The 14110-nt window shown below is 69.1% G+C and carries 13 protein-coding genes; 5 read left to right on the forward strand and 8 right to left on the reverse strand.

Features of this window, described 5'->3' with window-relative positions:
- Window positions 1-214: 214 nt before the first annotated feature.
- Together EFK10_RS23115 and EFK10_RS23120 are read right to left on the reverse strand one after the other, a co-directional pair.
- Window positions 215-1351 carry a cystathionine gamma-lyase gene (locus tag EFK10_RS23115; protein WP_127357558.1) on the reverse strand — a complete coding sequence of 379 codons (1137 nt, stop codon included), beginning with the start codon at window positions 1349-1351 and terminating at the stop codon, window positions 215-217.
- Between the two features lie 74 nt (window positions 1352-1425).
- The gene (locus tag EFK10_RS23120) at window positions 1426-1803 is read right to left on the reverse strand and encodes a phage holin family protein (RefSeq protein ID WP_127357559.1); all 378 of its coding nucleotides are present in this window, start codon (window positions 1801-1803) and stop codon (window positions 1426-1428) included.
- Window positions 1804-1851: 48 nt separating this feature from the next.
- Between EFK10_RS23120 and EFK10_RS23125 the strand changes: the two genes are divergently transcribed.
- On the forward strand, window positions 1852-2172 hold the full coding sequence (locus tag EFK10_RS23125) for a cupin domain-containing protein (protein ID WP_127357560.1): 321 nt from the start codon (window positions 1852-1854) through the stop codon (window positions 2170-2172).
- Window positions 2173-2266: 94 nt separating this feature from the next.
- Entirely contained in the window at window positions 2267-2482 is a 216-nt protein-coding gene (locus tag EFK10_RS23130) for a DUF5326 family protein (protein ID WP_127357561.1), read from the forward strand.
- Between the two features lie 92 nt (window positions 2483-2574).
- Here EFK10_RS23130 and EFK10_RS23135 read toward each other — a convergent pair whose 3' ends face one another.
- The 3 genes from EFK10_RS23135 to EFK10_RS23145 all read right to left on the reverse strand — a co-directional run bounded on the left by EFK10_RS23135 (window position 2575) and on the right by EFK10_RS23145 (window position 5706).
- Complete coding sequence (locus EFK10_RS23135) at window positions 2575-4056, reverse strand: SPFH domain-containing protein (RefSeq protein WP_206305554.1); 1482 nt, start codon at window positions 4054-4056, stop codon at window positions 2575-2577.
- Between the two features lie 143 nt (window positions 4057-4199).
- Entirely contained in the window at window positions 4200-4454 is a 255-nt protein-coding gene (locus EFK10_RS23140; protein WP_206305555.1) for a hypothetical protein, read from the reverse strand.
- Window positions 4414-5706 (reverse strand): YibE/F family protein, encoded by a 1293-nt coding sequence (locus tag EFK10_RS23145; protein ID WP_240677411.1) that lies wholly within the window; start codon window positions 5704-5706, stop codon window positions 4414-4416. The genes EFK10_RS23140 and EFK10_RS23145 overlap by 41 nt, the downstream gene beginning before the upstream one ends.
- 171 nt (window positions 5707-5877) lie before the next feature.
- Here EFK10_RS23145 and thiC point away from each other — a divergent pair, with 171 nt between their 5' ends.
- The gene (gene thiC / locus EFK10_RS23150; protein ID WP_127357562.1) at window positions 5878-7647 is read left to right on the forward strand and encodes a phosphomethylpyrimidine synthase ThiC; all 1770 of its coding nucleotides are present in this window, start codon (window positions 5878-5880) and stop codon (window positions 7645-7647) included.
- Here thiC and EFK10_RS23155 read toward each other — a convergent pair.
- The 3 genes from EFK10_RS23155 to EFK10_RS23165 all read right to left on the reverse strand — a co-directional run bounded on the left by EFK10_RS23155 (window position 7644) and on the right by EFK10_RS23165 (window position 10972).
- A complete protein-coding gene (locus EFK10_RS23155; protein WP_127357563.1) occupies window positions 7644-8540 on the reverse strand; it encodes a phage holin family protein in 897 nt (298 codons plus the stop codon). The two genes, thiC and EFK10_RS23155, sit on opposite strands and share 4 nt — an antisense overlap.
- Window positions 8541-8675: 135 nt before the next feature.
- The gene (locus EFK10_RS23160) at window positions 8676-9716 is read right to left on the reverse strand and encodes a metallophosphoesterase (RefSeq protein ID WP_127357564.1); all 1041 of its coding nucleotides are present in this window, start codon (window positions 9714-9716) and stop codon (window positions 8676-8678) included.
- 158 nt (window positions 9717-9874) lie between these two features.
- Window positions 9875-10972 (reverse strand): LacI family DNA-binding transcriptional regulator, encoded by a 1098-nt coding sequence (locus EFK10_RS23165; protein ID WP_127357565.1) that lies wholly within the window; start codon window positions 10970-10972, stop codon window positions 9875-9877.
- Between the two features lie 291 nt (window positions 10973-11263).
- Here EFK10_RS23165 and hisC point away from each other — a divergent pair, with 291 nt between their 5' ends.
- Entirely contained in the window at window positions 11264-12337 is a 1074-nt protein-coding gene (gene hisC / locus EFK10_RS23170; RefSeq protein ID WP_127357566.1) for a histidinol-phosphate transaminase, read from the forward strand.
- Window positions 12338-12596: 259 nt separating this feature from the next.
- Window positions 12597-14105 (forward strand): cytochrome ubiquinol oxidase subunit I, encoded by a 1509-nt coding sequence (locus EFK10_RS23175; protein ID WP_127357567.1) that lies wholly within the window; start codon window positions 12597-12599, stop codon window positions 14103-14105.
- Window positions 14106-14110: the final 5 nt, after the last annotated feature.

Here is a 14110-nt window from a genome sequence, read left to right on the forward strand (position 1 = left end):
ACCGGTGTCGTAGGGTCCGAAACGATAAATATATCGATAGGTCTGCATTGATTCTGTGATTGGACACTGACGCAGAGTCAACTAGCCTTGTTCGAGCGGATCTCGGCACATCCGCCATATGGGCAGGGTGGTCCGAGCCACGAGGGGGGAGGCTCGGGCCACCCATTCTGCGTAGGGCGTGCGTAGATATTTCTACGGAACATCGCCTGGCGTTCTACTTGCCCGCCACATCCAGGGCATGCGTCACATCCCGCACAATATCGGCCGCGTCCTCCACGCCCACCGAGAAGCGGATGAACCCTTCCGGCACCGCGTCGCCGCCCCAACGGGCGCGCCGCTCGGCCGTGCTGGTGACGCTCCCGAAGCTGGTCGCCTCGGCGGTGAGCAGAAGCGCCCCCAGAAAGCGCTCGGCGTACTCCCGGTCGGGCAGCGTGAACGACACCACGCTCCCGAAGCGGATCATCTGGGCGGACGCCACTTCGTGCGACGGGTCCTCCGGCAGTCCCGGGTGGCGCAGACCGGTCACCTCGGGGCGTTCCCGCAACGCCGCCGCGAGGGCCAGGGCGTTGACCGCCTGCTTGTCCACGCGCAGCGCGAGCGTGGCCAGCGACCGGTGCGCCAGCCAGCTCTCCATCGGCCCGGGGATGGCGCCGACCGTCTTGCGCCACAGCCTCACGGCGGCGGCCAGTTCGGGGCTGCGGGTGGTGACGTAACCGAGCTGCAGGTCGCCGTGGCCCGACAGCGCCTTGGTACCGCTTGCGACGGAGAGGTCCGCCCCCAGTTCGAGCGGCCGCTGTCCGAGCGGCGTGGCCAGCGTGTTGTCCACCGCGACCAGCGCCCCGGCCGCATGGGCGGCGTCGGCGAGCCGGCGGATGTCGCACACCTCCAGGCCCGGGTTGGACGGCGTCTCGATCCACAGCAGCTTCGCACCGTCCAGCACCTCCAGCTGCGCGTCGCCCGGGGTGGGCGCGAGGCGCACGGTCACGCCGTAGGACTCCAGACGCTTCTGGAGCGAGCGGGTCGCCTGGTAGCAGTCCGACGGCAGGACGACGGTGTCGCCCGCGCCGACCTGCGACAGCAGCACGGAGGAGACCGCGGCCATGCCGGAGGAGAAGACCAGGGTCTCCGCGGGTGCGTCCGGCGATTCGAGGGACGACAGGGCCTGCTCCAGCAGCGTCCACGTCGGATTCTCGTCGCGCCCGTAGGTGTACGGGCCACTGGCCTCCCCCGGCAGGTGATAGTGCGCGGCGAAGACGGGTCCGGGCAGCGAGGGCTCGTACGCCTCGGCCGGCGGCCGCCCGGCGTGCACGCTACGGGTGCTGTCGCCGGGCGTGTCGTCGTACTCGGTCATGGCCGCCTCCATGGGTCGAAACTGCGTGCGTCCCCATCCAACCCGATGGGAGCGGCTCGTGCCGCGAGGTGTGGTCAGTCCTCGTCGGGCAGGACCATGTGCATGGCCCACGAGACAATGCTGATGATCAGACCGCCGATGAGGGCAGCCCAAAAGCCGCTGACATGGAAGTCCAGGTTGAGCTTGCCGGACAGCCAGGAGGTGAGCAGCAGCATCAGGGCGTTCACGACCAGCGTGATCAGCCCCAGGGTCAGGATGAACAGGGGGAAGGACAGCAGCTTGACGACCGGCTTCACAAGCCAGTTCACGACGCCGAAGACCAGCGCGACCAGTACGAGGGTGAGTGCCTTGTGCCCGGTACTGTCACCGGTGAGTGTGATGTTCTGCACCAGCCAGATGGCCACACCCAGGGCCACGGCGTTCGCGAGCGTCTTGACGACGAAGTTCTTCATGGCTGAGATCGTCGCAGAACTGATCGTAGAGGCAAGGGGCTGAAGAGCGTGAAGGTATTCCGGCTGGATGATCTGGAGGCGGAGCGCGCCGCCAACGACGGGGCATACCTCAGCTTTCTGCGCGAACGGCACATGTCCGCAGGTCTGTACGCCCTCAAGGCCGGCGAACTCGATCCGCAGAAGCCGCATTCGCAGGATGAGATCTACCTCGTCGTGAGCGGCCGGGCGGCGATCACCGTGGGGGAGGAGACGACCTATGTGGCCAACGGCAGTGTGGTCTACGTCCCCGCCGGGGTGCCGCACCGCTTCCACCACATCACCGAGGACCTCAAGGTGCTGGTGGTCTTCTCGCCGCCCGAGGGTCCCTAGGGGGAAGGTCAGGGACGCATAGGGTCTGTGGGGCCTCCACCCTGAGGTCCTGCGGGCCTAGCCTGGAGGCAGATTCGAGACAACGGAGGAAACGGTGAAGGAACTTCTCGACGGCCTGCCCTGGTGGGTCAAGTGGGTCGCCATCCCGGTGCTCGCGATCGCCGTCTTCGGCGGCCTCGTCGGCAGCTTGCTGGGCCTGCTGTTCGGTCTGCTCTTCAAGGTTGTGATCTTCGCGGCCCTGGTCGGCGGTCTGGTGTTCGTGGTGAAGAAGTTCACCTCGTCCTCCTCCGACTCCCGCGACACCTGGTGAAGCGCCGGACGGGCGACGCTTCGCGTGTTTCACGTGAAACAGGTCCGTCCGGCGCTTGATCCGGCTACTTCTTCACGGCCGCTTCTTCGCGGCTACTCCTTTACGGAGACCCGCTCGGGCCGCGAGCCGTTCGGTGAGGCGGACGGTGACGGGGCGGACGGCACGACGCCGTCCGTGCTCCCCATCGAGGCCAGCAGTTGGCGGGCCAGGCCGAGGCCCGTGCCGCCCATGGTGAGGGCCTTGGCGAACATCTCGGACATCCCGTCGGCGCCGTTGAGCAGCACCATGTGGTCGATGTTGCCGAAGGCCTCGGCCCCGGCGCGGACGATCTCGGGCCAGTTCTCGGCGAGCTGCTGGGCGACGACCGCCTCCTGGTTCTCGGCGAGTGCGGCGGCCCGTGCCTTGATCGCCTCGGCCTCGGCGAGACCCTTGGCCTTCGCGGACTCGGCCTCCGCGAGACCGCGCGCCTGGGTCGCCGCGGCCTCCGCCTCGCCCGTGGCGCGGGTGGCGGCAGCGGCCGCCTGACCGCTCACCCGGGTCATCTCGGCCTTGGCGGCGGCGGCGATCTTCACCTGGTTCGCCTCGGCGACGGCGGCCAGCTCAGTCTCCTTGGCCTTCGCCTCGGCCGCCGAGATCCGCGCGTCGCGCTCGGCCTCGGCCCAGGTCCGCTTCTCGTACGCAGCGGCGTCGGCCGGCTTGCGTACGTCCACCTGAAGCTGCTGCTCGCGCCGGTCAGCCTCCAGCTCGGCGACCCGGGTCTCCTGGATCACGACCTCCTGCCGGGCCGCGGCCTCCGCCAGCGGACCGGCCTGCTGGGCCTTGGCGGCCGCCTTGTCGCGCTCGGCCTGGTAGCCCGCCTGCAGGATTTCGCTGTCGCGGGTCGCCTCCGACATACGGGCGGCGGCCTTCTGCTCGGCCTCGGTGGCCAGCCGGTCGGCCTCGGCCTGCGCGATGCGGGCGTCACGATGGACGGCGGCGGCGTGCGGGGCCGCCAGATTGCGGATGTAGCCGGTCGGGTCCTCGATCTCGTGGATCTGCAGCGAGTCGATGATCAGACCGAGCTTCTCCATCTCCGAGCCGGACGCGGCCCGGGTCTGGGCGGTCAGCTTCTCGCGGTCGCGGATCATCTCCTCGACCGTCAGACCGCCTACGATGGACCGCAGATGACCGGAGAACACGTTGTGCACCCGGTCCCCCATGAACTTCTGCTGGTCCAGAAAGCGGCGGGCGGCATTCGCGATCGACACGAAGTCGTCGCCCACCTTGAAGATCACCACACCCCGCACCTTCAGCGGGATGCCCTGCTTGGTCACGCAGTCCACCAGCAGCTCGGCCTGGTTCAGGTCGAGCGACAGCTTGCGCACCGCCTGCACGCCCGGCACGACAAGCGTCCCGCGCCCGGTGACGATCCGGAACCCCAGCCCCTCTTCCAGCCCCTCCATACGGTGCCTGGAACCGGAGATGACAAGTGCCTCGTTGGGCTCGGCCACCCGCCACATGAGCTTGAACAGCCCGACCAGGATGATGATTGCGGCGAGAACCACTCCCGCCACGGCGCCGATCAGCATCGGCATACGCCCCCTTACGATGGCCCCGAACTGGAGCCGCGTAGGGGAGTGTGCGCCTGTCGCGACCGGCCGTGAAGACGCTTACGGTTCCTTGTCACAATCTTGATGCACAGTTGGATCCCCGCAGGTCAGGCGGGGGTGACGGTGCGTCATCCGTACGCGGGAGCGACGTACACCGTACGGGGCGCCTGGTACTCCACGACCACCACCAGGGTGCCCGGCTCCATCCGCTCCCCCGGCGTCACCGGGTAGGCCAGAAAGGCCTCCGCGCCGCCGCGCACCCGCACCATGACCTCGCCCACCAGGCCCGGCCCGACCGTCCCCGTCACCCTGCCCTGCAGTCCGATCACGGCACGGTCCCCCTCACTTCGCGCGGCGCCGACGGCCCCCGCTGCTACGGCCATTGTCGCGGTCCGCCGACACCACGAGCGCGGCCAGCAGCGACGTCAGCGGCACCGAGGCGACCAGGCCGATGCTGCCCACCAGGGTCCGTACGATCTCCTCGGCCACCAGCTCGCTGCCGGCGACCGTCAGTACGCTGCGCTGCGCGATCGAGAAGAGCAGCAGCAGTGGCAGGGCCGCGCCCGCGTAGGCCAGGACCAGGGTGTTGACCACCGAGGCGATGTGGTCGCGGCCGATGCGCATCGCCGCCCGGTACAGCTTGCGCCAACTGGCGCCCGGATCGGCGTCCTTGAGCTCCCACACCGCCGAGGTCTGGGTCACGGTCACGTCGTCGAGCACACCCAGCGAGCCGATGATGATGCCGGCCAGCAGCAGACCGCGGATCTCGATGTCCGGGTAGAGGGCGTGGATGGTGCCGGTCTCATCCGAGGTGTTGCCGGTCAGATGGGTCCAGGAGATGAAGACCGACCCGAGGAAACCGATCAGCAGCAGCGAGAAGAGGGTGCCCAGGACCGCCACCGAGGTGCGGGCGCTGAGGCCGTGGCACAGATAGAGCGCGACGAGCATGATCGCGCTGCTGCCGATCACCGCCACCAGCAGCGGATTGTCGCCTTGCAGGATCGCCGGGAGGATGAACAGCGACAGGATCGCGAAGCTGATGACCAGCGCGACCAGCGCCAGCAGGCCGCGCATCCGCCCGATGACGACGACGGCGACCGCGAAGATCCCGGCGAGCAGCCACAACGGGAAGGCCCGGTCGACGTCGGTCACCGAGTACTGCAGGTCCTTCGGCGCGTTGGGCGCGTACGCGAGCAGCACCTTCTGGTTCAGGCTGTACTGCCGGGACTGGGTCGGCTGGACGACCTCGGTGAAGGTGCGGCCCTTGTCCTTGCCGGTGGTGACCTCGATGGTCGCCTTCTTGCAGATGTCCGACGCGGCGGACGGCGATGCGGACGGCGAGGGCGAGGCGTCGGACGTCGTACCGCCGCCGCCGGCGTTGACGTCCGAGCACTTCACGTCGTCGATCTTGACGACCTGCCCGGACTGCGTCTGCTGGTCGAAGCCGACTCCGGTCCGCTGGTGCGCGGGCACACCGCCGGGCCACAGCACGATCATCCCGACGACGACGGCGGCGGCGAAGGGCACCAGAATCGCGGCGATGACCTTGCGCAAATGCTTGGAAACCGGGTGCACCGGGCCGCCGTGACTGTGGCCATGGGCGTGAGCGTGCGAGTGATCGGAGTCAGAGTCCACGGGCCGATCATCGCAACACCCACTGGTGCGCGGCAGGGGGGACCCGCTAGCGTTGTGACACCTTTGCAAACCGCGGGAGCTCGGAGCACCGGGCTGAGAGGGCGCTGACACCACAGCTGCGCCGACCGCTGAACCTGTTACCGGGTAATGCCGGCGTAGGGAGTGGGTCTCATGACCATGCAGGATGCACGCACGCCTGAAAGCACCCACATCGGGTCGCACAAGGGCTACGTCGACGGATCGCGCCCGGACATCCGGGTCCCGGTCCGGCGGGTGCACCTCACCGACGGTCGCGATGTGACGCTGTACGACACATCCGGCCCGTACACCGACCCGAACATCACCACCGACGTCCGCCGCGGTCTGCCGCCGCTGCGGGAGAACTGGATCATCGGCCGCGGCGACACCGAGGAGTACGCAGGCCGGCCAGTCCGTCCCGAGGACGACGGCCTCAAGCACACCTCACCGCGCGGCGGCCTGCGCAATCTCGACGCCGTCTTCCCCGGCCGCCCCCGCCTGCCCAGGCGCGGGCGCACCGGCCCCGACGGACAGCAGGCGGTCACCCAGCTCGCGTACGCCCGCCGGGGGGAGATCACCCCGGAGATGGAGTACGTCGCGATCCGCGAGAACGTCTCGCCGGAGGTCGTACGCGAGGAGATCGCCGCCGGACGTGCCGTCCTCCCGGCGAACGTCAACCACCCCGAGATCGAGCCGATGATCATCGGCAAGCGGTTCCTGGTGAAGGTCAACGCCAACATCGGCAACTCCGCCGTCACGTCCTCCATCGAGGAGGAGGTCGACAAGATGACCTGGGCCACCCGCTGGGGCGCCGACACCGTCATGGACCTCTCCACCGGCCGCAACATCCACACCACCCGCGAGTGGGTGCTGCGCAACTCCCCCGTCCCCATCGGCACCGTGCCCCTCTACCAGGCCCTGGAGAAGGTCGACGGCAAGGCCGAGGAGCTGACCTGGGACATCTACCGGGACACCGTCATCGAGCAGGCCGAGCAGGGCGTCGACTACATGACCGTCCACGCCGGCGTGCTGCTGCGGTACGTCCCGCTCACGGCCCGGCGCAAGACCGGCATCGTCTCGCGCGGCGGCTCCATCATGGCCGCGTGGTGCCTGGCCCACCACAAGGAGAGCTTCCTCTACGAGAATTTCGAGGAGCTCTGCGACATCCTGGCCGCCTACGACGTCACGTACTCGCTCGGCGACGGGCTGCGCCCCGGTTCGATCGCCGACGCCAACGACGAGGCGCAGTTCGCGGAGCTGCGCACGCTGGGCGAGCTGAACACCATCGCCAAGCGGCACAACGTCCAGACGATGATCGAGGGTCCGGGCCACGTCCCGATGCACAAGATCAAGGAGAACATCGACCTCCAGCAGGAGATCTGCGAGGAGGCGCCGTTCTACACCCTCGGCCCGCTGACCACCGACATCGCTCCCGCGTACGACCACATCACCTCGGGGATCGGCGCCGCGATGATCGCCTGGTGGGGCACGGCGATGCTCTGCTACGTCACGCCGAAGGAGCACCTGGGCCTGCCGGACCGCGACGACGTGAAGACCGGCGTCATCACGTACAAGATCGCGGCCCACGCGGCGGACCTGGCCAAGGGCCATGAGGGCGCGCAGGCCTGGGACGACGCGCTGTCGGACGCCCGCTTCGAGTTCCGGTGGGAGGACCAGTTCAATCTGGCCCTCGACCCGGACACGGCGCGGTCCTTCCACGACGAGACGCTCCCCGCCGAGCCGGCGAAGACCGCGCACTTCTGTTCGATGTGCGGTCCGAAGTTCTGCTCGATGAAGATCTCGCAGGACATCCGGCGCCAGCACGGCGGCGAGCTGTCGCTGGACCCGGAGGAGGGGATGCGCCAGAAGTCCGAGGAGTTCGCGGCGGCGGGGAACCGCGTGTATCTCCCGATCGCCGACTAGTTCGGCTTGTTCTCCGGGCCGCCGAAATCGGGGCTCGTGAAGTCAGGGCTGGTGAAGTCAGGGCTGGTGAAGCGCCGTCCGGGCTCCGGGGATTCCTCGGGGCCCGGACTGGTGAAGTCCGGGCGGGAGTAGCCCAGGCGGGGCATGCGCGGGCCGCTCGCATCGCCGTCGTACGACGACGGGGCGGGGGCGTGAGGCGCGTCGGCGGCCTTGGCGAGGGCCTCGGCCAGGAATGGCCGGAGGCCGCGTTCCAGCAGGGCCCGGCGCCAGGCGGCGCGGGCGAGGGCGACCTCGGGCGGGAGCTCGTCGGGGCCGTCGTGGAGGGCGGTGGCGCCGTTGCGCAGGGCGGTGAGCAGCAGGCCGACCATGGCGACGACGATGCCGAAGACCGCGACCCCCGCGAAGAGCCAGCCCACGCTGATCAGCGGTGCGGCGATGGCGGGCACGGGGTGTCCCAGGCGCAGCGCGTAGCCGACGACCAGGACGATGACGGCCGCCGCGCCGGCCAGCATCGGGGTGAGGACGGCGACGACGGCGAACAGCCCCGCCCCGCTTCCGTCCGGATCGGCGACCGGGGCCACGGCCGCCGCGTACCCCATGCCGGAGGAGACGGTGGGCGCGGTCGGTCCCGCGGAGCCGACCCGGGCGCGCTGCCGCTCCTCGGTGGCCTCGCGCACCTGCTCGCGCACCTTGCGGTAGTGCTGGTACTCGGGCGCGGCGCAGGCCGCGATCGGCTCGACCGCGCTCAGTGCCATGGTGCGCAGCTGTTCGGTGTTGAGCGGGTTGCCGCCGTCGCCCAGAGCCGCCTGGGTCTCGGAAGAGTGCAGCACCTCGTCGAGGGCGCGCTCGAAGTCCGCGCGGTCCTCGTTGAGCAGATGCTGAGCGCTGTTCATCTACATCCCCCGATGCTCCGTCTCCGGCCCCTCTCCGGAGCCCCGGCGGAAGTGGAGGAGAGCGTACCTACGGATAACCCCGATGGTAGAGCGAGGAGGTGACAGCGTGACAGAGAGTTTGCGGAAAATGGCAGGCTAGGGCAGAAGTGGCAATTGCGCGACCAGCAGCTTGCCATCCATCGTTACCCCACCGTCCATCGCCACCGCGAGGTCGTCCGCGTATACATGCGGCCCCTGGACCACCGGCGCCGCCCGCTCCTCGCCGTCGGCGGTGTGGTCGCCGCCCACCTGTCCGAGCAGGTACGGAATGGGGCTGTGGCCGTGCACGACCCGCCGGCCGCCGTATGTGGCGAGCAGTTCCCGTACGGCCTCGGGGCCGCCGTCGCCGCGGAAGGCGAAGCGCTTGGTGAACTTGCGGAACAGCTCCCAGCATTCGTCCGCGTCGCCGCGCTGAAGAATGCCGGTTACCGCGTCGTTCATCGCGTCGATGGTGGTGCCGTAGTCCAGGTACGCGGTCGTGTCGGAGTGCAGCAGCAGGTGGCCGTCGGCGACGGTGGCCGCGTCGAGGCGGGACATCCAGGCGATGTGGTGGTCCTGGAGCCGTTCCATGTCGGTGGTCTGGCCGCCGTTGAGCCGCCAGGCGGCGAGGAAGGAGGCGGTGCCGGCCACGGAGTTGATCGGGGCGTCGCCGAAGCGGTGGGCGCCCAGCAGCAGCAGTTCGTGGTTGCCCATGAGGGCCTTGGCGTAGCCGCCGGCGGCCGCGGCCTCGGCGGAGAGCTGCATCACCAGCTCGATGACGCCGATCCCGTCCGGGCCCCGGTCGGTGAAGTCACCCAGGAACCACAGCCGGGCCGTGCCGGCCGACCAGTGGCCCTCGGCGTCGATCAGCCCGGTCGCGTAGAGCGCGTCGCGCAGCTCGTCGATGTACCCGTGAACGTCGCCGACGACGTAGAGCGGCCCGGGGCGCGCCTCCGGTGCGGTGATCACCGGAAGATCGCGTTCGGTGGGGGTGTACTCCGGTGGGTACGCCTCGTGCTCCTCGTATTCCCCGGCCACCGGGGCAGGGGCCAGCCGCGCGTCGGCCCGCGTGGGCTCGTAGCCCGCGGGCGCGGTGCCCACCGGGCTCCAGCCGCCAGCCGTCGCTTGTACGGGTCCCTGACCGGCCCCCTGAGTCATCGACCCCTCCACCTTCGCGCCGCCATCCGCCCATCATAGGAATGACGAAGTCGCAGCGTGACACACCTGGCTAGCGGGATTTCGTCGGGTGCCGACAAATCGCCACGCGGCGGGCGTTACTTCCCTCTGCTTCCCTTTGGTCCGCTTCCGGTTCTCGTCTATTCACCCGCGTTGCGCGGCGGACTGACCGTCGTGCGGGGCTGCCGGCGCTGTGACGAGATGCGGACGATGAGGTCCGTGGGCATCACCTGCTGGACCGGCGCGCCACTGCCGCCGCCCTCGATGGCGTCGATGAGCAGCTGGACGACGGCGGTGCCGATCCGGCCGGGCTTGAGCGACAGGGTGGTGATCGGCGGCTCGGTGGTCGCGTACACACTGCTCTCGCTGCAGCAGACCAGCAGCAGGTCGTCCGGCACCCGCAGCCCGTATCTGCGCGCGGCGGCGAGCAGATCGGTGCCGTTGGGGTCGAAGAGCCCGTAGACGGCGTCCGGCCGGTCTGGGCGGGCGAGCAGCCGGTCGGCGGCCACCGCGCCCGCGCACGGGTCGTGGGCCGGATAGGCCTCGTAGACCGGCTCCTGCCCGACCCGTTCGCACCACTCGAGGTACGCGGTGGTGGACAACCGGGTGTACGTGTCCGTGCTGGTCCCGGTGAGCAGGCCGATCCGCCGGGCGCCGGCGGCGGCCAGGTGGTCGAGGATGTCCAGGACGGCGGCCTCGTGGTCGTTGTCCACCCAGGCGTGCACGGGCAGATTCCCCGCCGGGCGGCCGTCGCTGACCACCGGCACGCCCTGGCGCACGAGGTCGGTGACGACCGGGTCGTGGTCGGAGGGGTCGATGACCACCGTGCCGTCGAGCGCGACATTGCTCCAGACGTCGTGCCGCGAGGACGCGGGCAGGATCACCAGGGCATAGCCGCGGGCGAGCGCCGCCGAGGTCGCGGCCCGTGCCATCTCGGCGAAGTACGCGAACTCGGTGAAGGTGAAAGGTTCTTCCCCGTATGTGGTCACGGTCAGGCCGATGAGGCCCGATCTACCGGTGCGCAGTGTGCGGGCCGCGGCCGACGGGCGGTAGCCCAGCCGGTCGGCGACCTCGCGCACATGGCGGCGGGTGGCATCGGGCAGTCGGCCCTTGCCGTTGAGCGCGTCGGAGACAGTCGTGATCGAGACACCGGCCGCGGCGGCCACATCCCTGATGCCCGCCCGCTCCAGCCGGCGTCCGATCGGCCGGCTCGCCTGGTGTTTCCCTGCTGCTGTCATGGCGAGCCGATAGTAGGGCTCGGGTGGTCCGTTCGCGGGGGGTCGCGGAAGCAGCTTGACAGATACGTTTCTCCATGGCTGAGGCAGCTATGGGGCCTTGCATTCACAGGTGACACACAGCATCCGGTGGTGCTTACGGACGTCCGCGCGACGATCTCCTGCCAAGTGGTCCAGATTTCGAGGAGGTATCAACTCACCTGTACGGGGGATGCGCGCCAGGGGTCGCGCCACCGGCGCACAGCCCTGTACCCAGCCCTCCCCTGTCCCCTTACGCCCTCGTATGGTGTGGTCATGAGCCCACGACTGCGCCCGGAACTGGACGGCATCCCCATCTATAAGCCGGGGCGGCCCCCGGCCGTGGCGGACGGAGTGACTGCATACAAACTGTCCTCCAACGAGAACCCGTACCCGCCGCTGCCCGGTGTGCTGGAAGTCGCCGCCGCTGCCGCGCAGTCGTTCAACCGCTACCCTGACCTGGCCTGCACCGCCCTGCACGCCGAACTGGCCGACCGCTTCGAGGTCCCGGTCGCGCACATCGCCACCGGCACCGGCTCGGTCGGTGTGGCCCAGCAGCTGGTCCAGTCGACGGCGGGCGCGGGCGACGAGGTGATCTACGCCTGGCGGTCCTTCGAGGCGTACCCGATCATCGCGCAGATCAGCGGTGCCACGTCGATCCAGGTGCCCCTGGACGCCGACGAGAACCACGACCTCGACGCGATGGCGGCCGCGATCACCGACCGGACCCGGCTGATCTTCGTCTGCAACCCCAACAACCCCACCGGCACCATCGTCCGCCGCGCCGAACTGGAGCGCTTCCTGGACCGGGTGCCCTCGGACGTCCTGGTCGTCCTGGACGAGGCGTACATCGAGTTCGTCGCCGATGCGGACTTCCCCAACGGCGTCGAGCTCTACCGCGACCGCCCCAATGTCTCTGTGCTGCGCACCTTCTCCAAGGCGTACGGCCTGGCCGGCCTCCGGGTCGGCTTCGCCATCGCCCATGAGCCGGTCGCCGCCGCGCTGCGCAAGACGGCCGTGCCCTTCGGCGTCAGCCAGCTCGCGCAGGACGCCGCCGTCGCCTCGCTGCGCGCGGAGGACGCGCTGCTGGAGCGGGTGAAGGCGCTGGTCGTCGAGCGGGCCCGGGTCCACGAGGGGCTTGCCGCCCAGGGCTGGACGCTGCCGGAGACGCAGGCCAACTTCGTCTGGCTGCGGCTGGGGGAGCGGACCCTGGACTTCGCGGCCGCGTGCGAGCGGGCCGGCGTCACGGTCCGGCCCTTCCCGGACGAGGGCGTACGGATCACCATCGGCGAGACCGAGGCCAACGACGTACTGCTGCGCACGGCGGAGGCCTTCCGCAAGGAGCTGTAGGAGCCCGAGCTGTAGGAGCCCGAGCTGTAAGAGCCCCGAGCTGTAAGAGCCCGAGCTGCAGGAGTCCGCAAGTAGCTCCGGCGCTTATCTGTCAAGCACCAAATGGGCTGGTCAGCTTGCTGGCGTTCCCTCGTTTGCCCCCTCCCGCCCCCCGGTGGGAGGGGGCAAAACTGTGTCAGTCATAATTTAACTTGTGAATGCGTTCACTTTCACAAGCGGCCTCAACGGCCCGCCGGGCCAGTAACGAAGGAGGCGTGACGTGCAGCTCGCGCTGGACTCCGTCATCGTCGCGCGATGGCAATTCGGCATCACCACCGTCTACCACTTCCTCTTCATCCCCCTGACGATCTCGCTCGCCGCCCTGACCGCCGGCCTGCAGACGGCCTGGGTGCGGACCAGCAAGGAGAAGTACCTCAAGGCGACCAAGTTCTGGGGCAAACTCTTCCTGATCAACATCGCCATGGGCGTCGTCACCGGCATCGTCCAGGAGTTCCAGTTCGGCATGAACTGGTCCACGTACTCGCGGTTCGTCGGTGACGTGTTCGGTGCGCCGCTCGCCTTCGAGGCGCTGATCGCCTTCTTCTTCGAGTCCACCTTCATCGGGCTGTGGATCTTCGGCTGGGACAGGCTGCCCAGGAAGATCCACCTCGCCTGCATATGGATGGTCTCCCTCGGCAGCATCCTGTCCGCGTACTTCATCCTGGCCGCCAACTCATGGATGCAGCACCCGGTCGGTTACCGCTACAACAAGACCACCGGCCGCGCCGAGCTCACCGACTTCTGGCACGTCCTCACCCAGAACACCACCCTCGTCGTGGTCTTCCACACCCTCACCGCCGCCTTCCTCACCGGCGCCGCCTTCATGATGGGCATCGCGGCCTACCACCTGGCCCGCAAGAAGCACGTCGAAGTGATGCGGACCTCGCTGCGCCTGGCGCTGGTCACCGCGGTCGTCGCGGGCCTGCTGACCGCCGTCAGCGGCGACCGGCTCGGCAAGGTCATGTTCACGCAGCAGCCGATGAAGATGGCCGCCGCCGAGGCCCTGTGGGACGGCCAGTCCCCCGCGCCCTTCTCGGTCTTCGCGTACGGCGACGTCGCCGCGGGCCACAACACGGTCGCCATCGACATTCCCGGCCTCCTGTCCTTCCTGGCCAAGGACGACTTCACCTCGTACGTCCCCGGCATCAACGACGTCAACAAGGCCGAGCAGGCCAAGTACGGCCCCGGCGACTACCGGCCCAACATCCCCACCGCCTACTGGGGTTTCCGCTGGATGATCGGCTTCGGCATGACCTCCTTCGCGGTCGGCCTGGCCGGACTGTGGCTCACCCGCCGCAAGCTGTGGCTCGCGCCGGAGCACCGCACTGGCGACGACGAGCCTCCGCATCTGGTGCTGACCAAGAACAGGCGGCTCGGCCCGACCCTGTCCAGGTGGTACTGGCGGATCGGCCTGCTCACCATGGGCTTCCCGCTGATCGCCAACTCCTGGGGCTGGATCTTCACCGAGACCGGCCGGCAGCCCTGGGTCGTCTACGGACTGCTCAAGACCACGGACGCGGTCTCCCCCACCGTCTCCACCGGCGAAGTCCTCACCTCGCTCATCGTCTTCACCGCCCTGTACGCGATCCTCGCCGTCGTCGAGGTCAAGCTCATGGTCAAGTACGTCAAGGCCGGGCCGCCCGAACTTACCGAGGCCGACCTGAAATCCCCCACCAAGATTGGCGGCGACGATGACGACGCCGACCGCCCCATGGCCTTCTCGTACTAGAAAGC

This window comes from Streptomyces soli, from assembly GCF_003999195.1.
Taxonomy (GTDB): domain Bacteria; phylum Actinomycetota; class Actinomycetes; order Streptomycetales; family Streptomycetaceae; genus Actinacidiphila; species Actinacidiphila soli.